At 69.4% G+C, this 26,642-nt stretch carries 23 protein-coding genes; 13 read left to right on the top strand and 10 right to left on the bottom strand.

Annotated elements, in window-relative coordinates; translation table 11 throughout:
- Positions 1–225 precede the first annotated feature (225 nt).
- The 4 genes from ACPW96_RS06850 to ACPW96_RS06835 all read right to left on the bottom strand — a co-directional run bounded on the left by ACPW96_RS06850 (position 226) and on the right by ACPW96_RS06835 (position 4,861).
- Complete coding sequence (locus ACPW96_RS06850; protein WP_425882447.1) at positions 226–822, bottom strand: GNAT family N-acetyltransferase; 597 nt, start codon at positions 820–822, stop codon at positions 226–228.
- A gap of 9 nt (positions 823–831) precedes the next feature.
- Positions 832–2,241, bottom strand: coding sequence for an MFS transporter (locus ACPW96_RS06845; protein WP_425882446.1), 1,410 nt, complete (start codon positions 2,239–2,241; stop codon positions 832–834).
- 98 nt (positions 2,242–2,339) lie between these two features.
- A complete protein-coding gene (locus ACPW96_RS06840) occupies positions 2,340–4,034 on the bottom strand; it encodes a phospho-sugar mutase (RefSeq protein ID WP_425882445.1) in 1,695 nt (564 codons plus the stop codon).
- Positions 4,031–4,861, bottom strand: coding sequence for a purine-nucleoside phosphorylase (locus ACPW96_RS06835; RefSeq protein ID WP_425882444.1), 831 nt, complete (start codon positions 4,859–4,861; stop codon positions 4,031–4,033). Before ACPW96_RS06835 ends, ACPW96_RS06840 begins: the two co-directional genes overlap by 4 nt.
- A 116-nt stretch (positions 4,862–4,977) precedes the next feature.
- Here ACPW96_RS06835 and ACPW96_RS06830 point away from each other — a divergent pair, with 116 nt between their 5' ends.
- A complete protein-coding gene (locus tag ACPW96_RS06830; RefSeq protein WP_425882443.1) occupies positions 4,978–6,432 on the top strand; it encodes an NAD(P)H-quinone dehydrogenase in 1,455 nt (484 codons plus the stop codon).
- Between the two features lie 335 nt (positions 6,433–6,767).
- On the opposite strand, the gene ACPW96_RS06825 is transcribed toward ACPW96_RS06830, so the two are convergent.
- Together ACPW96_RS06825 and ACPW96_RS06820 are read right to left on the bottom strand one after the other, a co-directional pair.
- The gene (locus ACPW96_RS06825) at positions 6,768–8,525 is read right to left on the bottom strand and encodes an acetyl/propionyl/methylcrotonyl-CoA carboxylase subunit alpha (protein WP_425882599.1); all 1,758 of its coding nucleotides are present in this window, start codon (positions 8,523–8,525) and stop codon (positions 6,768–6,770) included.
- 148 nt (positions 8,526–8,673) lie between these two features.
- The gene (locus ACPW96_RS06820) at positions 8,674–9,324 is read right to left on the bottom strand and encodes a Maf family protein (protein ID WP_425882442.1); all 651 of its coding nucleotides are present in this window, start codon (positions 9,322–9,324) and stop codon (positions 8,674–8,676) included.
- A 34-nt stretch (positions 9,325–9,358) separates the two neighbouring features.
- On the opposite strand from ACPW96_RS06820, the gene ACPW96_RS06815 reads away from it, so the two are divergent.
- The 4 genes from ACPW96_RS06815 to ACPW96_RS06800 are packed head-to-tail and all read left to right on the top strand — an operon-like array spanning position 9,359 to position 13,608.
- Positions 9,359–10,630 (top strand): class I SAM-dependent RNA methyltransferase, encoded by a 1,272-nt coding sequence (locus ACPW96_RS06815; protein ID WP_425882441.1) that lies wholly within the window; start codon positions 9,359–9,361, stop codon positions 10,628–10,630.
- A 29-nt stretch (positions 10,631–10,659) separates the two neighbouring features.
- Positions 10,660–11,325: a response regulator gene (locus ACPW96_RS06810; protein WP_425882440.1), complete on the top strand. Its 666-nt coding sequence runs from the start codon at positions 10,660–10,662 to the stop codon at positions 11,323–11,325.
- Positions 11,315–12,562 carry a hypothetical protein gene (locus ACPW96_RS06805; RefSeq protein WP_425882439.1) on the top strand — a complete coding sequence of 416 codons (1,248 nt, stop codon included), beginning with the start codon at positions 11,315–11,317 and terminating at the stop codon, positions 12,560–12,562. The genes ACPW96_RS06810 and ACPW96_RS06805 overlap by 11 nt, the downstream gene beginning before the upstream one ends.
- Positions 12,562–13,608 (top strand): hypothetical protein, encoded by a 1,047-nt coding sequence (locus tag ACPW96_RS06800; protein WP_425817075.1) that lies wholly within the window; start codon positions 12,562–12,564, stop codon positions 13,606–13,608. Before ACPW96_RS06805 ends, ACPW96_RS06800 begins: the two co-directional genes overlap by 1 nt.
- A gap of 371 nt (positions 13,609–13,979) precedes the next feature.
- On the opposite strand, the gene ACPW96_RS06795 is transcribed toward ACPW96_RS06800, so the two are convergent.
- Both ACPW96_RS06795 and ACPW96_RS06790 read right to left on the bottom strand, forming a co-directional pair.
- A complete protein-coding gene (locus tag ACPW96_RS06795; RefSeq protein ID WP_425882438.1) occupies positions 13,980–14,219 on the bottom strand; it encodes an acyl-CoA carboxylase subunit epsilon in 240 nt (79 codons plus the stop codon).
- Positions 14,216–15,805, bottom strand: a complete 1,590-nt coding sequence (locus ACPW96_RS06790; protein WP_425817079.1) for an acyl-CoA carboxylase subunit beta — start codon at positions 15,803–15,805, stop codon at positions 14,216–14,218. The genes ACPW96_RS06795 and ACPW96_RS06790 overlap by 4 nt, the downstream gene beginning before the upstream one ends.
- Before the next feature lie 157 nt (positions 15,806–15,962).
- On the opposite strand from ACPW96_RS06790, the gene ACPW96_RS06785 reads away from it, so the two are divergent.
- From ACPW96_RS06785 to ACPW96_RS06755, 7 genes are all read left to right on the top strand, one after another.
- The gene (locus tag ACPW96_RS06785) at positions 15,963–16,745 is read left to right on the top strand and encodes a biotin--[acetyl-CoA-carboxylase] ligase (protein WP_425882437.1); all 783 of its coding nucleotides are present in this window, start codon (positions 15,963–15,965) and stop codon (positions 16,743–16,745) included.
- Between the two features lie 54 nt (positions 16,746–16,799).
- The gene (locus ACPW96_RS06780) at positions 16,800–17,360 is read left to right on the top strand and encodes a PH domain-containing protein (RefSeq protein WP_425817082.1); all 561 of its coding nucleotides are present in this window, start codon (positions 16,800–16,802) and stop codon (positions 17,358–17,360) included.
- Between the two features lie 31 nt (positions 17,361–17,391).
- Positions 17,392–18,540 carry a 5-(carboxyamino)imidazole ribonucleotide synthase gene (locus tag ACPW96_RS06775; RefSeq protein ID WP_425882436.1) on the top strand — a complete coding sequence of 383 codons (1,149 nt, stop codon included), beginning with the start codon at positions 17,392–17,394 and terminating at the stop codon, positions 18,538–18,540.
- Between the two features lie 46 nt (positions 18,541–18,586).
- Positions 18,587–19,075, top strand: a complete 489-nt coding sequence (gene purE, locus ACPW96_RS06770; protein WP_425882598.1) for a 5-(carboxyamino)imidazole ribonucleotide mutase — start codon at positions 18,587–18,589, stop codon at positions 19,073–19,075.
- Positions 19,072–20,541, top strand: coding sequence for an LCP family protein (locus tag ACPW96_RS06765; protein WP_425882435.1), 1,470 nt, complete (start codon positions 19,072–19,074; stop codon positions 20,539–20,541). Before purE ends, ACPW96_RS06765 begins: the two co-directional genes overlap by 4 nt.
- Before the next feature lie 19 nt (positions 20,542–20,560).
- The gene (locus ACPW96_RS06760; RefSeq protein WP_425882434.1) at positions 20,561–21,649 is read left to right on the top strand and encodes a glycosyltransferase; all 1,089 of its coding nucleotides are present in this window, start codon (positions 20,561–20,563) and stop codon (positions 21,647–21,649) included.
- A gap of 80 nt (positions 21,650–21,729) precedes the next feature.
- Complete coding sequence (locus ACPW96_RS06755; RefSeq protein WP_425882433.1) at positions 21,730–23,490, top strand: DUF4214 domain-containing protein; 1,761 nt, start codon at positions 21,730–21,732, stop codon at positions 23,488–23,490.
- 70 nt (positions 23,491–23,560) lie between these two features.
- Here the strand turns inward: ACPW96_RS06755 and ACPW96_RS06750 are convergent, their stop codons facing one another.
- Positions 23,561–25,276, bottom strand: a complete 1,716-nt coding sequence (locus ACPW96_RS06750; RefSeq protein WP_425817092.1) for a hypothetical protein — start codon at positions 25,274–25,276, stop codon at positions 23,561–23,563.
- Positions 25,269–26,009 (bottom strand): polyprenol monophosphomannose synthase, encoded by a 741-nt coding sequence (locus tag ACPW96_RS06745; protein ID WP_425882432.1) that lies wholly within the window; start codon positions 26,007–26,009, stop codon positions 25,269–25,271. The genes ACPW96_RS06750 and ACPW96_RS06745 overlap by 8 nt, the downstream gene beginning before the upstream one ends.
- Positions 26,010–26,032: 23 nt before the next feature.
- On the opposite strand from ACPW96_RS06745, the gene ACPW96_RS06740 reads away from it, so the two are divergent.
- Positions 26,033–26,557 carry a GtrA family protein gene (locus tag ACPW96_RS06740; RefSeq protein WP_425817096.1) on the top strand — a complete coding sequence of 175 codons (525 nt, stop codon included), beginning with the start codon at positions 26,033–26,035 and terminating at the stop codon, positions 26,555–26,557.
- Positions 26,558–26,642 lie beyond the last annotated feature (85 nt).

Below are 26,642 nucleotides of genomic sequence, written 5' to 3'. Positions count from 1 at the left end.
GCAGGGTGGGATCGCGGGGTCCGCTGTGCAGGAAGCGATGCCCGCTCCGTTGACGCGGGATCGCGGGGTCCGCTATCCGACGCGCCGCCGGGTTGGTTCGGGGCGCGATCGCTCCGCCGGGGCGCGATTGATGCGCCCCGATGAAGGGAATGCGCCCCAAACCCGATGGAAGGATGAGAAGAGGACGATGAGCGAGTCGGCGGACCTCGAGGGGCGATGAACGCCCTAGCTCCGCTCGGCGGCGAGACGCGCCCGCAGCCCGGTGCGGACGGCCGGCCACTCCGACTCGATGATCGAGAAGACCACCGTGTCGCGCAGCGACCCGTCGGGCATGATCCGGTGGTTGCGCAGCACGCCGTCCTGCTTCGCGCCGAGCCGCTCGATCGCCGCGCGCGACCGGTGGTTCAGCCAGTGGGTGCGAAACTCCACGGCGATCGCGTCGCACGATTCGAACGCGTGCGTGAGGAGGAGGAGCTTCGCCTCGCTGTTGACCGCGCTGCGCTGGGCCGAGGGGGCGATCCAGGTGTAGCCGATCTCGACGTGCCGGTTGGGCTGGTCGATGCTGCAGAACGTCGTCATGCCGACGACCCGGTCATCCGAGAGTCGCCGGATGGCCCACGGATTCATCGTGCCCTCGGCGAGTCGGGCGAGCCGGCTCTCGATCTCGGCCGGGATGCCCTCCGGCCGCGGAATCCACGTGTACCAGAGGTCTTCCATGCCCGGCTCGGCGGCCGCGACGCGGAGTCCGTGGGCGTGGGCCTGCGACAGTGACTCGAGGCGGACGTGCGTCCCCTCGAGCGTGGCCGGATCGATGAACTGCACGCACCGAGCCTAGCCGCGGCGGGTCCTCTCCTCATCGGCCTCGGCGGCCGAGGGCTGCTCCTCCGCCTCGGTGGTGTCACCCGCCGCGAACGCCGCCGCCGAAGCCTCCGCGCCGGTCGAGTCGCTCCGCGCCGAGGCGGCGTGTGCGGCGGCGACGGCCCGCCGGCCGGACGGCAGCCACACGGCGAGCGCCACGACGATGAACGTGAGGATGCCGGCGGCGATCAGCACCCACTCCACCGGCACGATGTCGGCGAGGGGACCGAAGACCAGCATCCCGACCGGCATCGCGACGGCCATCACGATGCCCACGAAGCCGAAGACCCGGCCCTGCCGGTCGGGTTCCACGGTCTCCTGGAGGATCGTCATCGATGGGGTGGAGAAGAAAGGCACCGCGAGCCCGCAGATCAGCATGAACCCGTAGAAGACCCAGACGTTCGGTGAGAGTCCGAGCCCGATCGAGATGGCGCCGAACGCCAGCGACGACACGATGATCATCGTGATGCGGTTCTTCATCCCGCCCCAGACGGCGATCACGAGGCCGCCGACGACCATTCCGATGCTGAAGGAGATCTCGAGCAGCGTGAGCAGCCAGGCATCCGTGTCTGCGACGCCCGTGCTGAAGGATCGCTCGATCATCAGCGGCGTCAGGTAGCTCGGCGCGACCGTCAGCACGAAGACGATGGCGAAGAGCACGAGGAACCACCGAACGAACGCGTGTCCTGCCACGTAGCGCACCCCCTCGCGGAGGTCCGCCATGTACGACGGGCGCTCGCCCGAGAACGTCCGGACCAGGGGCGGCACCGAGATGGTCGCGAGGATGGCGATGCCGATCGCCGCCGTGATGACATCGACCCAGAAGATCGCGACGAGCGACGCGGCCACGTACAGGGCGCCCGCCGCGGCCGGCGCCAGCAGCATCATGCCCGACTGGATGGCCCCGTTGACGCCGTTGACGCGCATCAGCTTGTCGGTCGGGACGATCTGGGGGATGAACGCCGACACCGCGGGGGTCTGGATGCCGGCGCCGACCGAGCGGATGGCCAGCGTCAGGAAGATCAGCCACAGCTCGTAGTAGCCCGCCATGAGCACTACGGCGAGCACCAGGGTGGACACGGCGATGGCGCCGTCGGCTCCCATGATCAGGTACTTGCGATTGTGCCGGTCGGCCCAGACGCCGGCGAACACCGAGACGATCGCCTGCGGCAGGAAGCCGAAGACGGCGACAAGCGCCATCATGCCGCCGGAGCCGGTCTCCAGGACGATGTGCCACATCACGGCGTACTGCACCAGCATCGACCCGAACAGCGTCACCGTCTGCCCGCCGAGGAAGAGCACGATGTGCCGCCGCCAGTGCGGGCGGTCGGCCTCATCCGCCTGCGCGACACCCGGCCCGGCAGCGGCGCCGTCGTCGGTCATGGTCCGTCCCTTCGCGTGCGCGGTCGCGAGCGCGACTCCGGGAAGTCAAGCACGGACCGGCGACACCGGGGAAGCGCGCTCCTCGCCGGCCCGCCGGGCTAAGAGAGCGAGTCCAGCAGCGCGCGCGCCGCGGCCTCCAGGGCGGCGATGCGTCCGCTCGCCTCCTCACGCGTCTCGCCCCGGGCGTCGAGGTAGACCTTGAGCTTGGGCTCGGTGCCGCTCGGGCGCACGATGACGCGCGACCCGTCTGCCAGCCAGAGGCGCAGCACGTCCCCAGGAGGGAATCCGTCCACCCCGAGCAGCAGATCGTCGATGCCGGTCACCGCCGGCTCGCCGACGTGCGTGGGCGGATCCTGGCGCAAGGCGGCCATGATCCGGCCGATGATCGAGACGTCCTCGACCCGGATCGAGACCTGGCCGCTCGCGAAGTGCCCGAAGGCATCGCCGAATTCCTCCAGGAGTCCAGCGAGGGAGCTTCCCCGCCCGCGGGCGTCCGCCGCGAGCCCCAGGATGGCCACGGCGGCCGAGATGCCGTCCTTGTCGCGCACCGTCTCCGGGTTCACGAGGTATCCCAGCGCCTCCTCGAAACCGAAGACCATGCCGGGGGCGCGCGAGATCCACTTGAAGCCGGTCAGCGTCTCGTGGAATGCGAGCCCGTAGCTCTCCGCGATGGTTCGGAGTCCCGGCGATGAGACGAGCGAGCAGGCGAGGGATGCCTCTGGGCCGGCGCTGGCATCGCGCGCCCGGCGCGCCGCTCGCCAGCCGAGCAGCAGCCCGACCTCGTTGCCGCTGAGGCTCCTCCAACCGCCGACGACGTCGGCCGGAACGGCGACCGCCAGGCGGTCGGCATCCGGGTCGTTGGCGATCACCAGCTCGGCACCCGCCCTGCGCGCGGCCTCCAGTGCCAGATCCATAGCCCCGGGCTCCTCGGGATTGGGGAAGGCCACGGTGGGGAAGGCGCCGTCCGGCTCCACCTGCTCGTCGACGAGCGTGGGCACCGGGTATCCGGCCCGGTCGACGATGCGCGACAGCGTCTCCCAGCCGACCCCGTGCATCGGGGTGTACACCCACCGGAGTTCCTCGGCCGCCTCCGGAGCCGGCGCCACCTCTGCCGTCGCCTCGACGTAGGCCTCGATCACCGACTCCAGCGCCGTCTCGAAGCCGGACGAGCGCGGGAGCCGCGAGACGGGGCCCGCGGCTGCCACGCGCTCGATGTGCGCCGCGATCGCGGCATCCGCCGGCGAGACGATCTGCGCGCCGTCCTCGGCGCCGCCGAGATACACCTTGTAGCCGTTGTCGTTCGGCGGATTGTGACTGGCGGTCACCATCACACCCGCGTCGGCTCCGAGATGGCGCACCGCGAACGCGAGCACCGGGGTGGGCAACAGGCGGGGGAGGAGGATCGCGCGCAGCCCCGCCCCCGCGAAGATCTCCGCCGAGTCGACCGCGAACACGCGGGAGTTCTTGCGGCCGTCGTAGCCGATCACGACCGTCGGCGCTTCGCCGGCATCCGTCACGGGCGTGTTCGCCCGCTCGAGCAGATACGCCGCGAAACCCCCGGCCGCCTGTGCGACGAGCACGCGATTCATGCGATTGCTGCCGGCGCCCAGCTCGCCTCGCAGTCCGGCGGTGCCGAATGCGAGCCGGCCGTGGAACCGATCGGCCAGTTCGGCTTCGGCATCCTCGTCGCCGTCCTCGGCTCGCGCGATCAGGGCCGAGAGCTCCGCGCGCGTCTCCTCATCCGGGTCCTGCGCCAGCCACGCGGCGGCGAGGTCCGCGACAGCCGCGTTCACAGCGCCTCGAGAACGCGGGCGAGGAGCTGCGAGATGACCGGCTCGGCCGTCTTCCCCGCTTCGATCACCTCGGCATGGCTGAGGGGCGTGGTCTGGATGCCGGCCGCCATGTTCGTGATGAGCGAGAAGCCGAGGATTTCCATGCGCGCCTGACGGGCGGCGATCGCCTCGAGGGCGGTGGACATGCCGACGATGTGCCCGCCGATCGTCTTCGCCATGCGCACCTCGGCAGGCGTCTCGTACTGAGGCCCGCGGAACTGGCAGTACACGCCTTCGTCGAGCGACGGATCCACCCTCCGCGCGAGATCACGCAGCCGCATCGAATACAGGTCGGTCAGGTCGATGAAGGTCGCGCCCTCGAGGGGCGAGTCGCCGGTGAGGTTGATGTGATCGCTGATCAGCACGGGCTGGCCGGGCCTCCAGTGCGCCTTGATGCCGCCGGCGCCGTTGGTCAGCACCATCGTCCGCGCTCCGGTGGCCGCCGCGGTCCGCACGCTGTGCACCACGCGCCGAACGCCGTGGCCTTCGTAGTAGTGCGTGCGCGCGCCGATCACGAGCACGTGCTTGCCGCGGGCGGTGCGCACGCTCCGCAGCGTGCCCACATGGCCCTCCAGCGCGGGCGCAGAGAAGCCGGTGACCTCGGATGCCGGGATCGTGGCGACCGTCTCCCCGATGATCTCCGCGGCCTTGCCCCAGCCGCTGCCGAGGGTGAGCGCGATGTGGTGCTGCCCGACACCCGTGAGGCGGGCGATGTCGTCGGCGGCCCGGCGCGCGATCTCGAACGGGTCGGCGGCGGGGTCATCGAGGGGATTGCCGGTGAGTGACATGCCCCCCACTCTAGGAACACCCGCGCCCGGGGGCCAGACGGCGCGGAGTCCGGCCGGCCGGCGACCTCCGATCGGGCCGGTCGCCCCTGAAGAGCCCGCTGGGCAAGAATGGAGGCATGTCGATCTCCTTTGAGCGCACCCAGAGCATCGCGATCCTCGGCGGCGGACCCGGGGGATACGAAGCAGCGCTCGCCGCCGCGCAGCTCGGCGCCGACGTGACCGTGGTCGAGAGAGCGGGAATCGGCGGGTCCGCGGTGATCACGGATGTCGTGCCCTCCAAGACCCTGATCGCCACCGCCGATGCCGCGGTGGCCATCAGCGAGGCATCCGATCTCGGTGTGCAGTTCTACGCGAAGGGCCAGGACGGCAAGCCGCTCAAGCCGCAGGTCGCCATCAACCTCACGGGGGTCAACAAGCGACTGCTCGCGCTGGCCCGGCAGCAGTCCGACGACATGCGGGCGGCCCTGATCGACGCGGGGGTCCGCATCATCTCCGGCCACGGCCGCATCGACGGCGAGAATGCCATCGTCGTCTCCACGGGCCCGGGGGGCACCGACTTCGACCGGGTGGAGGCCGACACCCTCGTCATCTCCGTCGGCGCCTCGCCCCGCCAGCTGCCTTCCGCGAAGCCCGACGGCGTCCGCATCCTCACCTGGACGCAGCTCTACGACATGCAGGCCCTCCCCGAGCACCTCATCGTCGTCGGCTCGGGCGTCACCGGCGCGGAGTTCGCCTCGGCTTACATGAACCTCGGCGCCGAGGTGACGCTCATCTCCAGCCGTGAGCAGGTGCTCCCGGGTGAGGACGTGGATGCCGCCAAGGTCATCGAGGAGGTCTTCAAGCGCGGCGGGATGCACGTCCTTTCGAAGTCCCGCGCAGAAAAGGTCGAGAACACGGGCGACGGCGTCCGCGTCACGCTCACGGACGGGCGCGTCGTCGAGGGGAGCCACTGCCTCATGGCGGTCGGCGCGATCCCGAACACGGCCGGCATCGGCCTCGAGCAGGCCGGCATCCAGATGACGGAGTCCGGCAACATCCAGGTCAATCGCGTCGCGCGCACCTCGGTGCCGAACATCTACGCGGCCGGTGACTGCACGACGTTCATTCCCCTCGCCTCCGTCGCCTCGATGCAGGGGCGCACGGCGGTGTTCCACGCGATGGGCGACGTCGTGATCCCGCTCGAGGAGCTCCGCGTCACGGCGAACATCTTCACCGCCCCCGAGATCGCGACGGTCGGCTACTCGCAGCAGGACATCGAGGAGGGGCAGATCAACGGCGTGGTGCACAAGCTACCGCTGGCCGCCAACCCGCGCGCGAAGATGATGGGCATCAAGGACGGGTTCGTGAAGATCATCGCCCACCAGGGCAGCGGCACGGTCATCGGCGGCACCATAGTGGCTCCCCGGGCGTCGGAGCTGATTTACGCGATCGCGATCGCGGCCGAGCGCCGCCTCACCGTGGACCAGCTCTCCCGCGTCTTCGCCGTCTACCCATCGCTCACGGGCAGCATCACGGATGCCGCGCGCGCCATGCACATCGTCAATAAGGGCGAGCCCGCGCCCGCGCCATAGGTTTTCGGGACGCCACCGGGGCGCCGTTTCGGCGTCGCCCCTTCCCGCGCTGCACAATCCTGCACTCGTTGCGCCTATTCGCGCGGCGCGCGGCGAGAACTGCGGCGCGAATCGGAGCGCGAGAATGAGTCCAGCGCGCGGCAAGATGCTGCGGAAACCATGGCCGGGACGTTGCCTCAAGCCCGCGCTGTACATTCCTGCACGTGCGGCGCCGATTCCCGCAGCGCGCGGCGAGAACTGCAGCGTGAGCGGTGGTTCCAGAGCGCGCACCGTGGCCGCGCGACGCCGAATCCCGGAGGCTCGGAGGCCGCCCTGGCCTGGGAAGCCGACCGCGCCTAGGAGATCGTCAGCAGCTGATGGCCGGCCGAGACCGTCGTGCCGGCTTCGGCGCTGATCGTTCCGATCACGCCGTCCTTGTGCGCCTGCAGGGGCTGCTCCATCTTCATCGCCTCGAGCACGATGACGAGGTCGCCCTTGACGACCTGCTGACCCTCCTGCACCGCGACCTTGACGACCGTCGCCTGCATCGGGGACTTCACGGCGTCGCCGGAGGCTCCGGCGGTCACGGTGGTGGTGTGGCTGCGACGCGAAGGCGGAACGGCCGCCGGTCGTCCGATGGTCGTCGGCGCCGCCACGATGCGATCGGGAAGGCTCACCTCGAGCCGCTTGCCCGACACCTCGACGACCACCGTGTGCCGCGCCTCCGCGGGCTTCGGGTCGCTGAGCTCGCCGTCCCACGGCGGGATGTCGTTGTCGAACTCGGTCTCGATCCACCGTGTGTAGACGCCGAAGCGCCCGTCCGTGGCCGTGAACGCCGGGTCGCGCACCACCTTGCGGTGGAACGGCAGCACGGTCGGCAGTCCGGCGACCTCGAACTCGTCGAGGGCGCGCCGGCTGCGCTCCAGCGCCTCTGCGCGGTCGCGACCGGTGACGATGATCTTCGCGAGCAGCGAGTCGAACGCGCCGCTCACGGTGTCACCCGCGGTGACGCCCGAATCGAGACGGATGCCGGGGCCGCCGAACGTCTTGAACACGTGGATGGGGCCGGGCTGCGGCAGGAATCCGCGGCCGGGGTCCTCGCCGTTGATGCGGAATTCGATGGAGTGGCCGACCGGCTGCGGGTCGTCGTAGTCGAGGAGGCCGCCGGCGGCGAGCCGGAACTGCTCACGCACGAGGTCGATGCCCGTGATCTCCTCCGAGACCGGGTGCTCGACCTGCAGGCGCGTGTTGACCTCGAGGAAGGAGACCGTCCCATCAGCGCCGATCAGGAACTCGCAGGTGCCGGCTCCGATGTATCCGACCTCGCGGAGGATGGCCTTCGACGAGTCGTAGAGGAGCCGGTTCTGCTCCTCGGTCAGGAAGGGCGCCGGTGCCTCCTCGACGAGTTTCTGGTGCCGGCGCTGCAGCGAGCAGTCCCGGGTGGAGATGACCACGACGTTGCCCGCGGAATCCGCCAGGCACTGCGTCTCGACGTGGCGGGGCTTGTCGAGGTACTTCTCCACGAAGCATTCTCCGCGGCCGAAGGCGCTGATCGCCTCACGGGTCGCCGACTCGAACATCTCGGTGATCTCGTCGAATTCGCGCGCGACCTTGAGCCCGCGGCCGCCGCCGCCGTACGCCGCCTTGATCGCGATGGGCAGCCCATACTCCTCGGCGAAGGCCACGACCTCGTCCGCACCGGCGACGGGTCCCGGTGTGCCAGGCGCCAGGGGCGCGCCCACCTTCTCAGCGACGTGGCGTGCGGTCACCTTGTCCCCGAGGGCCTCGATCGCCTCGGGCGACGGTCCGATCCAGGTCAGCCCGGCCTCGATGATGGCCCGGGCGAAGGCGGCGTTCTCGGCGAGGAAGCCGTAGCCGGGGTGCACCGCATCGGCGCCGGAGCGGCGGGCGACGGAGAGGATCTTGTCGATCTGCAGGTAGGTCTCCGCGCTCGTGGAGCCCCCGAGGGCGTACGACTCGTCCGCGAGGCGGGTGTGCAGCGCGTCCCGGTCCTGGTCGGCGTAGACGGCAACCGAGGCGATGCCCGAGTCCCGTGCGGCGCGAATGATGCGCACGGCGATCTCGCCGCGGTTCGCGATCAGGACCTTGGCGATGTCAGGCATGGACGTCAGCCTACCGACGGCCGGAGCACCGCTTTTGACCGGTCGGCACAAGATCATCGCCGAAACGTGTGCGGGTGTCTACGACCGGCTCGCCGGTCGACAACGATGGGCTCGCCGACCGTCGACGCCCCACACCCGCCTAGGAGCGGCGATTCCAGAGGCTCGGCCACGAGACGCCCAGCTCGCGAGCCAGCCGGCGCACCGTCGACAGCGACATGCCGACCACCGTGGACGGATCGCCGTGCACCGAGTCGATGAACGGCCCTCCGAGGCTGTCGATCGTGAACGCGCCGGCGACCTGCAGCGGTTCCTCCGACGCCACATACGCGTCGATCTCGTCGTCGGTGATGTCGGCGGCGAACGTGACGGATGCCTCGGCGACGTCGTTCGCCTCGACCGCGTCGACGCCCGGCTCCACCCGGAAGACACTGTGTCCCGAGTGCAGCACCCCGGTGCGACCGCGCATGGCCTGCCACCGGGCGGTGGCCGCCTCGGCGGTGCGCGGCTTGCCGTGGATGGCGCCGTCGAGCTCGAACATCGAGTCGCCGCCGATCACGATGCCGGCGAACCCCGGGTGCTCGGCGCCTACCCGAGCCGCGACATCCGCGGCCTTGCGGCGGGCGAGCACGAGCACGTGCTCGGTGGGCGAGAGCGTCCGGCCGGTCTCGGCCTCGATCCCCTCGATGACCGCGTCCTCGTCGACATCCGGCGCGAGCGTCAGGGGCTCGATGCCCGCCTGCCGCAGCAGCATCAGGCGAGCGGGTGACGTCGAGGCGAGGCAGACCTGCATCCCCTCACGCTAGCCGCTGTGGAATGCTCGGAGCGTGACCGAAACCACTGGCCCGAACCCCGGCGACATCCTCGAACTCGACGTGACGAACGTCGCCCATGGAGGCGTCTTCGTCGCGCGGCACGAGGGCCGCGTCGTCTTCGTTCCGGACGCGATCCCGGGTGAGCGGGTGCGGGCACGGCTGACGGATGTCGGCAGGAAATCGTTCTGGCGAGGGGACACGCTCGAGGTCCTGAACGCATCCGCGCACCGGCGGCCGCACATCTGGCGCCAGGCCGATGTCGACGTCCCGCCGGAGTCCCGGCCGGGCGGCGCCGACTTCGGCCATATCGAACTGTCGCACCAGCGTGCCCTGAAGCTCGAGGTGCTGACCGATTCCCTCCGGCGGTTCGGTGGCGTCGAGATGCCCGTCGCGATGGAGCCGGCGGGGGTGCGAGAACCGGACACCGATGACGGAACCGGCTGGCGCACCCGTGTCAGCCTGCACGTGGACGACTCCGGGCGGGTCGGTCCCTTCGCCGCCCGCAGCCACACGGTCGTGCCCGTCGAGGACTATCCCCTGGCGACGGCCGCCGTGCAGCGCAGCGCCTTGCGCCGCGCCGGCGGAAGGCCGGGCCGCATCGACCTCGTGCAGCCGGCCGACGGCCGCGTGCGGGTTCTGCACCGCCCCGATTCCGCCAAGTCGTCGCCGCCCGAGAGCCGCGAGGTCGTCATCGAGCGCGTGGGGGAGCGGGAATTCCGGGTGGATGCCGGCGGCTTCTGGCAGGTGCATCGCCTGGCCGCGGAGACGCTCGACGCGGCGGTGCGGACGGCCGTGCGCTCGATCGCGCCCGAGGGCCCCGATCCCGACGCGTGGCACCTCGACCTGTACGGCGGAGTCGGGCTCTTCGCCGCCGCCCTCGCCGATTTGGGAGGCTCCAGGGTGACCTCTGTGGAATCCGACGGGCGTGCGACGGAGCACGCGGGAGAGAACCTCGCGGAATGGCTCGCGGCCCGCACGCTGACGGCTCGGGTGGACCGGTTCATCTCGGCATTGGCCGCCGACGCATCCGCTCTCGAACGGGAGCGCCTGAGCAGGGGCGTCGTGGTGCTCGACCCGCCACGCTCCGGTGCGGGCGGCGACGTCGTCCGCGGCCTCGTCGGTCTCGCTCCCGCAGCGGTCGTATACGTCGCGTGCGACCCGGTCGCGCTGGCCCGGGACGTCGCGACCTTCCGCGAGGGAGGCTACGAGCTGCGCTCCCTGCTGGCCTACGACCTGTTCCCGAATTCGCACCACGTCGAGGCGATCGCCACGCTCACCCGGTGAACGGGCGGCCTCGTCGCTAGGCTGACCCCATGACGCGGGTGGCCTTGATCGATGACCACGAGTCCGTTCGACTCGGGCTCGAGGCGGCGTGCGCACGAGCGGGCGCCGAAGTGGTGTTCTCGGGGGCCGGCGTCCTCGCCTATCTGGACTGGCGCGCCTACAGCCACGGGGCCCCGGCCGACGTGGTCGTGCTCGATCTCACGCTGGGCGACGGCACCACCGTGACCGAGAACGTGCGGCGCCTTGTGGCCGACGGCTCGAGCGTCATCATCCACAGCGTCGCCGATCGGCCGGCCGCCGTACGCGAGGCGCTCGCCGCCGGGGCGGCCGGCGTGGTGAGCAAGGCGTCGCCGATCGGCGACGTGATCGGTGCCATCCGCACGGTCGCGCGCGGCGAGCCCCTCAACAACATCGAGTGGGCCAGCGCCGTGGAGGGCGACCGGGCCTTCGCCGACGCGCAGCTATCCACCCGCGAGCGGGAGGTGCTGCGCCTGTACGCGGCCGGTCTGCCGCTCAAGATCGTCGCGGACAGGCTCGGCGTCGCCTACTCGACGGCGAAGGAGAACATCACGCGCGTGCGGGTGAAGTACGTTGAGGTGGGGCGCCCCGCACCGACCAAGGTGGACCTGCTGCGTCGTGCCATGGAGGACGGCATCCTCGAGCGATCAGAGGGGAACGCGGCCGGTGTCGACTGACACCGATCGGGAAGTCCTCGACGCCGCGTGGGGGCTGATCCCGCAGTCCCACGAGAGCGCCCCCGACCTCGGAAGCTTCACGCGGACGCGCATCGAGCGGATCATTGCGCTGGCGACCGGGGTGGGCTCGACCATAGTGTTCGTGCAGTCGCTGCTTATCGCGCTCGGGGACGGCGAGGGATCTGCCGAGTGGCACGTGGCCCTCATGATCATCACGTTCGTCCCCCTCGCCGGAATGATCGCGGCATGCCTCATCGGGCGCGGCGCCAAGATCATGTCGAGACTTTTCGCCGTGGTCTATCTGCTCGCGCTCGCTCTCTGGCCGATCGCGACCCAGGGGTCCGACCCGGAGCCGCTCCCGCAGCCGTGGATCTGGTACCTCGTCAACATCGCCACCCTCGCGGCCGTCGTCGCCTTCCGAGTTCCCCTCCAGCTGCTCTGGGCTCTCGTGACGCCCCTCCTCTTCGGCGTCGTGCGGCTCATGCAGGGCGGCTTCGCCGCCGATTTCTGGGCGCCCGTCGGCCTCGATGTGTCGTTCGCTCTGATCCTCGGCGGCGTGCTGCTCACGCTCGGCTGGGTATTCCGCTCCGTGGCCGCGAACGTCGACGAGACGCGCGCTCGTGCCGTCGCCTCGTATGCACGGGCGGCGGCGGCCGATGCGTCGGAGGAGGAGCGCATCGCCGTCGCGGGGCTCATGCACGACAGCGTGCTTGCGGCGCTCATCGCGGCCGAGCGCGCTTCGACGCCGAGGGAACGCGACCTCGCCGTCGGCATGGCACGCGAGGCCCTCACCCGGCTCGCCAACGCCGAGGGCGGCGGCGAGGAGGGCAGCGACGAGCCCGTGTCGCGCGAGAGCATCGCCGACGGGATCCGTCGGGCTGCGCACGACCTCGGCGTCGACCTGGCGGTCGTTCGGACCGACCTCGATACCCGGCCGGTCGTGCCGGGCCGGGTGGCCCGCGCCGTGGTGCTGGCGGCGACCCAGGCCGTCGCGAACGCCGTGCAGCACGCGGGCGGGGTCGGGCTCGCGGCATCGGTCGTCGGCGTCGGCGAGACGGGTGTGCGCGTGGAGGTGCGGGACCACGGCCCCGGCGTCGACATGGACACCATCCCGGAGGACCGCCTCGGCATCCGGGCGTCGATCTTCGCCCGGGTGGCGGCCGTCGGCGGAGTGGCCGATGTCAAGTCAACCGGAGAAGGAACGATCGTGACCATCTCCTGGGTGGGAGAGGCGTGATGGTGAGCGTCCGCAGCGTGCTCGTAGGTCTCGCCCTCGCTTTCACCGCGTACCTGGCGGTGCGCGGACTGCTGTGGTCACCCAACCCGCTCTACCCGATCGTGATGATCATCACCCTGGGCCTCTACCTCGTCACGACGTGGCTCTGCCTGTTGGTGGACCCTCCTCGTGCAGAGCAGAGCGAGAAGTTCGACGCCCCGCACGTGCGGGGGCCTGCCCTGCTGCCCGCGTGGGCCGCGGGGCTCGCGCTGGCGAACGCGGCCCTCGTGCCCAGCAGCGTCGCGGTGGCCGTCGGTCAGGAAGCCATCGCCAAGTCGTACGCCACGTGGTACATCGGGGGCATCGGTGCACTCATGACGATCGTGATGGTACGCCGGCGCCCGTGGGTCGCCTGGGGTGGCACGGTGCTCCTCGGCATCGGGAGCGCCCTATGGCTCGGCCCAGGGGACGCGCTCACTCTGGGGCTCGTCGGATCCGTCGTGTGGGTCGCCGTGGCCCAGCTGCTGGTGATGTCGATGGACAGGGCGGCCCGCGACACCGCGAAGCTCGCGGAACTCCAGCAGGCGGCATCCGGATGGCAGGCGTCCCAGGCGGGTCGCCAGCGCGAGCGCCGTGTGCGGGTGCAGCTCGCCCTCGCGGTCGCCGGTCCGGTGCTCACCCAGGTCGTCGCGGAGGGCGGAGCCCTCGACGAGGACGAGCGGCGGGAGGCACGCATTGCCGAGGGGCGCCTCAGGGACGAGCTGCGGGGGGCGCGGCTGCTCGATGACGATGTGCGGACCGAGATCGACGCCGCACGTCGGCGAGGCGCAACCGTCACGGTGTTCGACGAAGGCGGTCTGGACGACGTCGAGGATGAGTCTCTCGCAGTCATCAGGGCCGAACTCGCCGACGCGCTGCGGCAGGCGAAATCGGAGCGCCTGATCATCCGCACCTCTTCGCACACGGATGTCGCGGTGACGGTCGTCGGCCGGTCCGTCGGCGGGCAGGGCCTCACGGATGAGGATGCCGTGGACCTCTGGCGCGAGATCCGGCGCCCCGCCGCCTGAACCGCGGTCATCGACCGCGAGCGACCCGAGGCGGACGACGAGAGGCGGACGACGAGAGGCGGACGGCCCGGATTCGGATCATCGCGGAGCGGATCGACCCGACGCGCTGGGAGCGCAGACCCCCGTTCACCGAGCCGGTTGGGGGAGGAGTCCGGTTCGGCGAGCGGGAGAAGGCGAGGGGCGGCGAAGCCGCCCGCCCCTCGCCTATGGCGGACGGTTACCCGAAAACCGTCCGCAAACGGCCGATTCCGATCGTGATGACGATGGGTCGGCCGAACGCAAAAGCGTTTCAGCTCCTTCAGTATGTGCGGGGCCGCCAGATCGTGTCTGTAGGTATTTTGGGGGACAGGATCCCGAGGCGGCTCAGCGCGTCATCCGACGAAGCGTCCCCAGGTGACACCACGGGGAAACGGCCCTCGCAGACGGCGCTGCGTGCGGGTCCACGTGGAAACGGTGGGCGTCTCATCCACCACCGCGGCGGCCGCCTCGCGCTCGTACGCCTCGCTGACCACGGCCATGAGGGCGGCGAGCTCCTCGTCGGTGGGAAAGCCTCGGCGCACGTCGATCCGCAGCGGCTCGGCACCGTCGGCGGGGAGTCCGGGATCGCTCACAGCGGGATGTTCCCGTGCTTCTTCGGCGGCAGCTCCGCACGCTTGCCGCGCAGGGAGCGCAAGGCCTTCGCGACGGCGACCCGGGTGGCCGCCGGTTCGATGATCCCGTCGAGCTCTCCGCGTTCCGCCGCGAGGAACGGGGATGCGACGTTGTACGTGTACTCGTTGGCGAGGCGGGTGCGCACCGCGGCGACGTCCTCGCCCGCTTCCTCGGCGCGCTTGATCTCGGGCCGGTAGAGGATGTTGACGGCGCCCTGGCCGCCCATCACGGCGATCTCGGCCGTCGGCCACGCCAGGTTCACGTCGGCGCCGAGCTGCTTGGAGCCCATCACGATGTAGGCGCCGCCGTAGGCCTTCCGAAGGATCACCGTCACGAGGGGCACCGTCGCCTCGGCGTACGCGTAGAGCAGCTTCGCCCCGCGGCGGATGACGCCCGTCCACTCCTGATCCGTGCCGGGCAGGTAGCCGGGCACGTCGACGAGCGTGACGATCGGGATGCTGAACGCGTCGCAGAACCGCACGAACCGGCTGGCCTTCTCGCCGGCCTCGATGTTGAGCGTGCCGGCCATCTGCGATGGCTGATTTGCGATGATGCCGATCGTGCGCCCCTCGACGCGACCGAACCCGATGACGATGTTCGGTGCCATCAGCGGCTGCACCTCGAGGAAGTCCTCGTGGTCGACGATCCGCGCGATCACCTGGTGGATGTCGTAAGGCTGGTTCGGGGAGTCGGGGATCAGCGTGTTGAGCGTGCGGTCGGCATCCGTGGTCTCGAACTCGAAGTCGGACTCGTACACCGGGATGTCGGCCATGTTGTTGTCGGGCAGGTAGCTGAGCAGGGTGCGCGCGTAGTCGATCGCGTCGTCCTCGTCCTCCGCCAGGTAGTGCGCGACGCCGGAGCGCGTGTTGTGGGTGTATGCGCCGCCGAGCTCCTCCATGCCGACGTCTTCGCCGGTCACCGTCTTGATCACGTCGGGCCCGGTGACGAACATCTGGCTGGTCTTGTCCACCATGATCACGAAGTCGGTGAGGGCGGGGGAGTAGACCGCACCGCCGGCAGCGGGGCCCATGACGAGCGAGATCTGCGGGATGACCCCGGACGCCTGCGTGTTCAGCCGGAAGATCTCGCCGTATTTGCCGAGGGCGACGACGCCCTCCTGGATCCTGGCGCCGCCCGAGTCGAGGATACCGACGCAGGGCATGCCGCCGCGGAGCGCGAATTCCATGACCTTGATGATCTTCTCGCCCGCGACCTCGCCGAGAGAGCCGCCGAAGGTGGAGAAGTCCTGCGCATACACAGCCACCGTGCGACCGTGAATCGTGCCGACCCCCGTGACGACCGAGTCGCCGTAGGGGCGGGACTTGTCCATCCCGAAGGCGGTCGTGCGGTGCCGCACGTATTCGTCGAACTCGACGAAGCTGCCTTTGTCGACGAGCAGCTCGATGCGCTGGCGGGCGGTGAGCTTGCCCTTGGCGTGCTGCTTCTGCTGCGCCGTCTTCTCGGCTTCGACCACAGCCTCCGAGTAGCGGGTGCGCAGGTCGGCGATCTTGCCGGCGGTGGTGCGGAGGTCGGGCTCATCAGTCACGCTTTCCACCCTATCGGCGGGCCTCGCGAGGACGTTGGAGGGTCGGCACAAGTCGATCAGGCATCCGCTGTGCGCTCGGTGCAGTGGCCGGCGCCCTCGCCGACCGCACCGGCCGCGATGCATGCCGCGGCCATGAGGCCTCGCGTAGATTGTGGCCATGCCCATCCCCGACGACGGCTACCCGCGCGCCGCGGCAGTGAGCCCGCGCCTCCAGGTCGCATCCCGCACAGCGTCGACGAACGCCGACCTGGTCTCCGCCGTGTCCGAAGGTGCGGCCCAAGAGTGGCCGCACCTCTCGGTGCTGCTCACGACCGACCAGACGGCCGGCAGAGGGCGCCTCGATCGCTCCTGGACGACCCCGCCGGGGACGGCGCTGGCGGTGTCGGTGCTCGTCCGCGTGCCCGGCATCCCGCTCGCCGCCCGCGGCTGGATTCCCCTCCTCGCCGGCGCCGCCATGACGAGGGCGATCGACGCGCGCATGCGCGGCACGGGTCACACCGCCCGGCTGAAGTGGCCGAACGACGTCCTGGTCGATGGACTCAAGATCTGCGGCATCCTCGCGGAGGTCACGACGGATCCGGATGCGATCGTCGTCGGCGCCGGCGTCAACACGACGATGACCCGCTCCGATCTCCCGGTCACCACGGCGACCTCCTTCACCACGCTCGGCGTCGAGCCCGACGACGACGCGATGCTGGCGGACTACCTCCGCGCGCTCGACGAACAGCTGGCGGCACTGGCCGCCGCGCACGGGGATGCCGCGGCGGCGGGTGTGCACGGGGAGGTCGAGGCGCTGTGTTCGACCGTCGGACGCGAGGTGATCGTCGCCCTCCCCGACGGCTCGGAGCTCGCCGGCGTGGCAGAGATGATCGACAAGGACGGCCGCCTCGTGGTGGCCGGCCGCGCGGTCTCGGCCGGCGACGTGGTGCACGTGCGCTGAACCGGGTCCGCGTGGGAGGCGCGCGACGTCGGCGCCCCGCGCGAGAATGGTGGCGTGACTCAGCCGACGACAGTGGGTGGCCGCCCGCAGATGCCGCCACCCGGCGCGCCGGTTCCCGAGCTGCTCGTCGCCAGATTCCGCGGGCATGCGCGGCGCCTCTCCTGGTCGGCGCTGGTGCTCGTCGCCGTGGCGGGTGCCTGCGGGTACTTCTACGGCAACCTTCCGGCTCCCCTCGAGAACTGGATGCTGCTGACCGCGGCCGCCGGAGTCGTCCTGTTCGCCGTCCTGCTTCCGTATCTCGCCTGGTGGTCCCGCACGTACACGATCACCACGCGGCGTGTGATCGCGCGCAGCGGCGTCTTCGCCCGCCGCAGGCGCGAGCTCGCGCACGCCCGCGGGTACTCGATCGACCTGCGCAGCGGCATCCTGCAGCGGATATGGGGAGCCGGCAACCTCACGCTCTCCAACGGCGTCGAAGATCCGCTCCGCCTCGTCAACGTGCCGAGCGTCAACCTCGTGCATGAGGCGCTGGTCGACCAGGTCGAGGTCAGTCAGATCCTCGCCCACCGCGACGCCCAGTCCCACACGAACCCGATCGGCGAATCTCCCGGATGACCCACCCGGCCCCGTGCGTCAAGATGGAGCCATGGGACGTGTCGTTGGAGTCGTCGGCGGGGGGCAGCTGGCCCGGATGATGATCGCACCGGCCGTGGAGCTCGGGGTCGGGCTGCGCGTGCTGGCGGAGGAGCCTGGAATGGCGGCCGCGCTCGCGGCATCGGATGTCGGCGACTACCGCGACGCCGAGACGGTGCTCGCCTTCGCACGCGGGGTGGATGTGGTCACCTTCGACCACGAGCACGTTCCCCACGACGTGCTGAGGGCCGTGCTCGCCGAGGGCATCCCGGTGCACCCCGGTCCGGACGCCCTGCAGTACGCGCAGGACAAGCTGCTGATGCGCGCGAAGCTCGCCGAGCTGGGTATGCCGCAGCCCGAGTGGTCGGCCGTGCGGGATGCCGCGGAACTGCAGGCGTTCATCGACGAGCATGGCGGCCGCGCGGTGGTGAAGACGGCCAGGGGCGGCTACGACGGGAAGGGCGTGCGCGTCGTCTCCGCCGGGACGGAGGCCGACGACTGGTTCGCCACCATCGCCGAGTTCGGCGAAGGTGCCGACGGCCACGGCGGGGCGCTCCTCGCCGAGGAGCTGGTGCCGTTCACCCGTGAACTGGCGCAGCAGGTGGCTCGCCGCCCCGGTGGCGAGGTCGTCTCGTGGCCGATCGTCGAGACGGTCCAGCGAGACGGGGTCTGCGCGGAGGTGATCGCACCGGCGCCGCACGCGAGCGAACGGCTGCTCGAGGTCGCCGCGCGCCTGGGCGTCGATATTGCGACAGGGCTGGGAGTCACCGGGATGCTGGCCGTCGAGCTGTTCGAGACGTCCGACGAGCGCATCCTGGTCAACGAACTCGCGATGCGCCCGCACAACAGCGGCCACTGGACGCAGGACGGCGCCGTCACGAGCCAGTTCGAGCAGCACCTCCGCGCCGTGCTCGACCTGCCCCTCGGCGATCCGAGTCCTCGGGAGGAGTGGTCCGTCATGGTCAACATCCTCGGCGGTCCCGCCGAGGGAACCCTCGAGGATCGCTTCGCGGCGGCTATGGCGGCGCATCCCTCCGTCAAGATCCACACCTACGGAAAAGCGCCCCGTCCCGGCCGCAAGGTGGGGCACATCAACGCGTCCGGAGACGACCTCGACGACGTGGCCTACCAGGCGCGCGCCGCAACGGCATTCTTTCAGTGACTGCCCCTAGCCTGGACGGGTGACTCGGCCACTGCATTCTTCTGACGTGCCCGTCGTCGGTCTCGTCATGGGGTCGGACTCGGACTGGCGCGTGATGTGCGACGCCTCGCAGGCACTCACCGACTTCGGGATCGCACACGAGGTCGAGGTCGTCTCAGCGCACCGCACGCCCGACAAGCTGGTGCGCTATGGGCGTGAAGCCCGCGCCCGCGGCCTGAAGGTCCTCATCGCCGGCGCAGGCGGAGCGGCCCACCTTCCGGGCATGCTCGCCTCGGTCACGCCGCTGCCCGTCATCGGCGTCCCGGTGCCCCTCGCCACGCTCGACGGCATGGATTCCCTGCTCTCCATCGTGCAGATGCCCGCCGGCATCCCCGTCGCCACCGTCTCGATCGGAGGAGCGAAGAACGCGGGGCTGCTCGCCGCCCGCATCCTGGCGACATCCGACGAGAAGATGGCCGACGCCGTCGAGGCCTACGCCCGCGAACTCGAGGCGATGGTCGAAGAGAAGAACGTCCGGTTGAAGGAATCGCTGTGAGCGTCGCCAGCCCGCCGCGCCCGCGGCCCATGCCAGGAGTGCCCTCCGCGTTCGAGCCGCGGCCGCTGCTGAACCCCGACGCCTCGTCGCTGGCCGTCATGACGCGTCGCGGCTGGTGGCTCGTCCTCCTCGGCTTCCTGATCCCCGGATCGGCGCAGATCCTCGCCGGCAATCGCCGGCTCGGCCGCATCGGCCTCGCGTCGACCCTCCTGCTCTGGGGGCTCGCGATCGTGGGGCTGCTGTTCGCGCTGCTCTGGCCCACCGCGGGCCTCAGCATCCTGACCGGCGCCTGGCTCCCCGATTGGCTGAGCCTGCTGCGGCCCGTCCCCCTCTTCATCGCTCAGGGGCTGCTCCTCGGCTACGCCGTGCTGTGGATCGTCCTGGCGATCGACACCCTGCGCCTGGTGCGGCTGGTCAAGACCGGCCGAGGCGCGCGCTTCGGGATCGCCCTGGCCGCCGTGGTCCTCACCGTGGTCGCCAGCGGGACCGCCGCGTATGCGGCGTCGGCGGTCGGAACGGCACGCGACACCCTGGGCTCGATCTTCCAGGCCAACGGACCCGTGGTGGAGCCCAGCGAGGGCTACTACAACATCCTGCTGCTCGGAGCCGACAGCGGCGAGGGCCGTGATTCGATGCGCTATGACAGCATCTCCGTCGTCTCCGTGAACGCCACGACCGGTGCCGTGACGCTGACGGGGATCCCCCGAGACATCGTCGGTGTGCCCTTCGCACCGGGACCGATGCAGGAGCTCTATCCCGACGGCCACCGCGGTCAGGCGGACGACACCTGCGGGTGGGGATCGGGGATCAATCAGCTGCGCACCGAGGTGGAGGTCTGCCGCGACGGGGACGCGCTCTATCCCGACGCCGTGGCGCAGGGGTCCGAGCCGGGCATCGAGGCAACGAAGGACGCTGCCGAAGGGGCTCTCGGCATCGAGATCCCGTACTACGTCTTCCTGGACATGCACGGGTTCGCCGCCCTCATCGACGCTCTCGGTGGCGTGGACATCACCGTCACGGAACGCCTGCCGAAGGGTGGCGGACCCGCCTATGCCGGTCAGCCGGCCGATGACTGGGCGATCGGCTGGATCGAGGTCGGCCCGCAGCGCATGGACGGCGACACCGCGCAGTGGTACGCCCGCTCGCGCTACACGACGAGCGACTGGGACCGGATGAAGCGCCAGCGCGAGCTGCAGACGGCGATCCTGGCGCAGTTCACGCCCGGCAACGTGCTGGGACGGTTCCAGGAGGTGGCGGCCGCGGGAAGCGACCTGCTGCAGACCGACCTGCCCCAGTCGATGCTCCCGTACTTCGCCGACCTCGCCCTGAAGTCCAAAGAGCTGCCCGTCACGACGATCGAGCTGACGCCCGAGCGCGGTGTCGACCCGGAAGACCCGGACTGGGCCTACGTGCAGGATCTCGTTCGACAGGCGCTGCATCCGCCCACTCCGACTCCGGAGCCGTGACGCAGGAGGAGGCCGATCCATGACGGTTCGCCTGAACGTGGTGCTCGACCAGCTCGTGGCGCCCACCGAACCCGACCTGGCCATGGCGACGAGGCAGCTCGCCGCGGGGCTCGTGGCCGTGGCGCCGGCGGGCTGCGAGGTCGTGGGTCTGATGCCGGCCGGTGCGGCCGACTCCCTGCCGTCCGGAGTCGAGCCTCGCGCCCTTCGGCTGCCGCGACGAGAGCTCGCCGCCGCCTGGCAGGTCGGGATGCCCACCGGAGCGGCGGGGGGAATGATCCATTCGCCGACGCTGATGGCGCCGCTCGTCAAGCACGACCGGGTGCACGACCACGATCAGACCGTCGTGAGCCTCTGGGATCTGCGGTCGTGGGATGCGCCCGACGAGCTTCCGCGGGCCCGGGTGCTGTTCGAGCGGGCGATGCTGAAGAGGGCGGTCAAGCACGCGGATGCCGTCGTCGTTCCGACGCACGCGCTCGCGGGGCGCCTCGGTGAGATCGCACGGCTCGGCGATCGCGTGCGTGTCATCGCCGGGGCCGCGCCATCGGCGTTCCGGGCACCGAACGACGCGGTGGCGCGCCTGCGCGACCTGAACCTGCCGCACACCTTCGTGGCGCTCTCCGGCGGCGTCGGAACCTCTCACGGTCTGGCCGGCGGCCTGCGAGCGGTGGCGGCGGCGGGGCTGGATGCCGTGGTGCTCGATGTGCCGGAGGGTGAGGAGCCGGCCGTCGCGGAGATCGCGTCGGCGGCCGGTCTTCCCGAGCGGCGGATCCACGCGCGCGCAGCCCTGGACGACCACGACCGTGCGGCGGTCCTGGCGTCGGCCACCGCGTTCGTGGCGCCTGCGGAGAGTTCCTCCTGGCCGTGGCGCGCCGTCGAGGCGCTCGCGCTCGGGGTCCCTGTCGTCGCAGCGGAGTCACAGGTGCATCAAGAGGTGATCGCGGACGGCGGCCTCGTCGTCCACGGGGCGGACCTCGGTGAGGCGCTGGCGCAGCTCACGGCCTCCGACGCCGCGCTCCAGCGGGCGCGCGTGCTCGCGCTCGATCGGGCCCGCGCCTTCGCGTGGGATGCCGCAGCGGAGCGGGTCTGGCACCTTCACGCGGAGCTGTGACCGCGGTGAGAAGCGGCGTGTCCTGAGGCCGATTCGAATTCACACTGGTATCAGCAGCACTCTTGGGCCACACTGTTCACATGTCTCGCCGTGTGTTGGAACGGCGCCGGAGCGCCTGGGCCGTTCGTTCGGCGAGCGCGGTTGTCGCGATCGTCACCCTCGTCGTGGGGCTGTTTCCGGCCGGTGCCGCCGCCGCGCGACCGCCGCTCGCCGCGCAGTCCCCCCTCGCTCAGGTCGCGGCCGCGGGCATCCGGCCGGCGACCCTGGCGGGGTTCACACCAGGCAACATCATCAGCGACGCCGTCTTCTTCAACTCGGGCTCGATGAACGAGTCCCAGATCCAGTCGTTCCTGAACGGCAAGGTCCCGTCGTGCCAGTCCGGCTACGTCTGCCTCAAGGACTTCCGTCAGTCGACGTATACCCGGCCGGCCAGCCTCATGTGCCCCGGCACCTACACGGGGGAGGCGAACGAACCGGCGTCGCGCATCGTCGCGAAGGTCGCGCAGGCCTGCGGCATCAACCCCCAGGTGCTGCTCACCACGCTGCAGAAGGAGCAGGGCCTGGTCACCCACACGTGGCCGAGCGACTGGCGCTACACGATCGCCATGGGGCAGGGCTGCCCGGACACCGCAGCGTGCGACACGAAGTACTACGGCTTCTTCAACCAGGTCTACGGCGCCGCGTCGCAGTTCAAGCGGTACGCCAACCCGCCGGGCACCAGCCAGTACTTCACGTGGTACGCCCCCGGCAAGACCTGGAACGTCCGCTACCACCCCAACGTGAGCTGCGGGTCATCCCCAGTCTTCATCCAGAACCAGGCGACGGCGAACCTCTACTACTACACGCCCTACCAGCCGAACGGAGCGGCTCTCGCGGCGGGCTTCCGTGAGGCCAACGACCCGTGCTCGAGCTACGGCAACCGCAACTTCTACAACTACTTCACGGACTGGTTCGGATCGACGCAGACGTCGAGCAGCCCATGCCAGCTGCCCCCTGAGAATCAGATCACCGCAGCAAGTGGAGAGTACATCGTGAACGTCGCTTCGCTGAATGCTCGGCAGGCTCCGAGCACGGCTTGTGGAGACGGCGTGGTGAGCCTCGCCCAGGGAACGACGGTGGTCAAGCTCGGCGAGTACGGGTCGTGGTGGCGGGTGAGCGTGAATGGAGGGGTTTACTGGGTCGCATCACAGTATCTGGTCGTCGTCGTTCCGAGATCGGTCGACGCATTCGTGCGGGCGGTCTATGTCGATCTGCTCGGTCGCGATGGGGCCGCAGAGGAGCGGGTGGGTTGGGGCCAGGCGATCGCCCTGGGTGCGCCCCCGACGCAGGTTGCTCAGGGCTTCGTCAACAGCGACGAGTTCCGCATCCTGAAGATCACCGAGGCGTACCGTGAGGTCCTGGGGCGGGAACCGGACGAGGGCGGCATGACGGCGTGGCTGAACGGGATGCGAGCCGGCATGCTCTCGCCCGACGATGCGTACCGGGGCCTCCTGCGATCGGATGAGTACTACACCCGGACGGGGGGAACAGATCCCGCGTTCGTCGCGGCGCTCTACGAGAAGATCCTGCATCGCACGGCGGGTCAGGAGGAGATCGACGGATGGTCCCGTGTAGCAGCTGTTGCGGGTCGCGCAGCGGTCGTGGACAGCATCTGGATGTCGATGGAGGCGGCTGGCGCGAGAGTGGCCGTGATGTACAGGTCCTACCTGGGGCGGGAGGCTGACCAGGCCGCCATGGAGGGGTGGGGTGACCAAGGCCTGCGATATGGGGACAACGCCGTCCGAATGGGGATCCTCGGCAGCCCCGAGTATCAATCTCGAGCGATCACTCGGTTCCCCTGATGCCGTCGGCGCACGATCGCCGGTGCGGAGCTGAGTGTTTCGAGGGTCGGAGCGAGGAGACGAGCGCAGGTCACTCGAATCCGCGGAGCCGCTTCTCGGCGAGAAGGCTCGACTCGATCCGATCGTTGAGCAGTTGTTCACCCTGTGTTCCGGCGTAGTCGTAGATCATGAAACCGTCGCACTCCTGGACGGACTTCGGCGGTCCGAGCGGCGCGATCGAGTCTTCAGTGACGAAACCCCACGGGTCTTGCACGACGAAGGTGAAGCGCTGGTCGTCGTAACTGGCCAGGTTGATCATCCAGGGAAACACCGTCAGGTCGGAATTGACCTGAAGAATCGCTTCATCGTGTGTGCCGTAGAGATCCCAATTGCGTGTCAGCCAGAATGTTCCTACGCCGGCCTCGGCGTCCGCGGGGAGCTCCGCCGTGCAGCCGGCCCCGCCGCGATCCTCCGAGAACGCGAGCACCGAGGCGCGCTGGACGGACAGCACTCCTCCGACGACGAGCAGAAGAGCCATGCCCGACGCGACGATCATCCCGAACGCGACGAGACTGCGCCGCACCCGCGCCTCGGGTATCGACGCGAGAGTCACTCGCAGGAATCTCACCGTCTCGTACGAGGCGGACAGGAGGGGAACGACGAAGAACGGTTCGAGGTAGCGCGTCGTCATCGTCCCCGTGAGAACCATCCCGACGAGCAGTGAGCTCACGGTGACCCAGGAGAAGATGGCGAGGATCAATTCCGCGGATGTGACCTGCGAGCGGGGATCCGTGTGGCGCGGACGGAACAGAGCTCGTGCAATGGGTACCGCGGTCACGAGGAGCACCGCCGAGGCAAGAAGAAGCTTGAGGAATCCATGCGGGGTAGCGAGCAGGTCATCCGCAACCCTGTTCAGCAACGCGAGCGATTCGCCCATCATCGAGGGGTTGAAGTAGCTGCCGACGCCTCGCGAGCCGTACCGCTCCAGGAGCTGACGGAGTAGGAACCCGGCAAGGACGGTGGCGACCATCACGACGGCCAGTGTCCACAGCCACTGGCGGCTGATCCGCCGAAGCAGCGCAGCGATGACCAACGTGACCGCGAAAGGGGCGAGAATCTGCATCCAGAACAGAGGGTTCGATGCGCCGGTCAAAGCGCCGACCATCACGAACAACACCGCGAACACTGCGGTTCGAGCCGCGCGGACAGGTGGATCGGTGAAGCTGTGAGTCACCCAGAGGGTGAGGGCGATCGCCGTCAAGCCGGAGAGGACCACACCTGGGTAGTACGAGACGAGGAGGAAGAGGCTCGCTATCGCCGTTCCATTGATGTCAGAAACCGGCTCGAGCAGCACATAGACGATGTACGTGGCGGTCGCACCGAGAGCGACGCAGACCTCCATTATCCGGTGTCGGGAGTGCCGGAAAAGAAGCCGCGAGCACCAACGAAGCAGCACGTAGAGCAGGACGAGATTGAGCACTGCCACGCCCGCTAGGGCGGCGCGCGGGTTGTCGGTGAAGCTGCTGGCGATCCAGTAGAGCACGCTTTCGGGAAACAAGAACAACTGCGACGAGAACACCCACTCGAAAGGCTCGCCCGCGAGCACGGACTCTCGCACCAACGGAAGAACGAGGGAGTCGCCGTTGTAGAGGAGGTTGGTCTCCCAGTCGGTCCCCATCCATCGTCCAAGGATGATCAAGCTCGCCGCTATGACGACGACGACCGCGACGAGTTCGACACCCGCGCGCGCCCACCAGGGGAAGCGGGCGGGCGCGGATGAGCGGGTCGGCCTGGCGTCGCTAGACATCTCCACGTGCCGCCCGAACGCGCGGGACGAGGAAGAAGTTCCGCATGAGGGTGTTGCGCGGAATCTTCGATTCCCCGTTGGTTCGGTCGAGGAAGACGATGGGGAGTTCGACGACACGCTTCGCGGCGAGCAGCGCACGGTACTTCAGCACGAGGATGAACCCGTAGCCGGTCGCCGAGATGGTCTCGGGCTTGATGCGGTGCAGGATGTCACTCGAGAACATGTTGAACCCGCCGGTGTAATCGGAGATCTCCCGGCTCAGCACGAGCCGGGCGTAAGTGTTGCCTCCGCGGCTGAGGAACTTGCGACGAAATGACCAGTCGGGGGTGCCACCCCCGGGGATGTATCGGGAGGCGACGACGAACGGCGCGCCGGCCTGGGCCTGATGAATGAACCCCGAGATGTACCTGGGGTCGTGGGAGAGGTCCCCGTCCATCTGTAGAATATGGTCGAACTCCTCATTCAGGATGAGCCGGAAACCGTGGATATAGGCTGCTCCGAGCCCTTCCTTCGTTGGCTTCACGACGACTCGCACCGCGAAGTTATCCCGTTCGAAGCGCGGGGCTGCATGTTCGACGAAGGAGGCAGTGCCATCGGGGGAGGAGTCATCCAGCACGAAGAGCGTGATCGCGGTGTCGGGATGTTGGGCACCCACACGGGAAATCGACTCCATGAGCGCCTCTACATTGGTGACCTCGTTGTATGTGGGCACGGCGATCGCGAGCTTGAGCATGGTTGTGAAGGATACCTCAGTACGTGAAGAAGCTGCTCTCGAACGAGAAGGTCCGATTCTTGATAGCGGGGTGTCTCAACACTGCGCTCGATTTCATGATACTGAACGTGCTGGTGTTCGCGTTCGCGACGCCGACGCTGGCCGCAAACGTGATCTCGGTCACGACAGGTATCTGCGTCTCCTATCTGCTGAATCACTTCTTCGTCTTCCGCTACCAGAAGCCGATCTCTGTCAAGCGATTCGGGATCTTCTTCCTGGTGACCGGATTCAGTTCGCTCATCCTGCAGAACGCGGTGATCCTCGGGTTCGAGTTGCTGTTCGACACCGAGTTCGGTCGTTCGCTTCTGTTCCTGCCGAGTGAGTCCGGCAGGCAATTCGTCACGATCAACATCGCGAAGGCGACCGCTGTGCTGCTCGGCCTGGTCTGGAACTTCCTCTTCTACAAGTTCGTCGTCTTCGGCACCCGACGGGCTGTCTCTTCGAAGGGGCGCGCCGTCGACGCATCGCCCGCGGCTGGCGGGGCGGTTGTCGACCCTCCCGTAGCGTGATCGTCGCGGTCGTCTTCGGCACACCCCGTTCCCGAGGCCGACTCGATGCGACTCTTGTCGGACCCAGAGCATCGAGGGCGGAGTG

The sequence above is a fragment of the Micromonospora sp. DT81.3 genome (assembly GCF_049847225.1).
GTDB lineage: Bacteria > Actinomycetota > Actinomycetes > Actinomycetales > Microbacteriaceae > Microbacterium.
The sequence above is the reverse complement of the archived record's forward strand: the minus strand, read 5'-3'. Positions and strand labels throughout refer to the sequence as shown.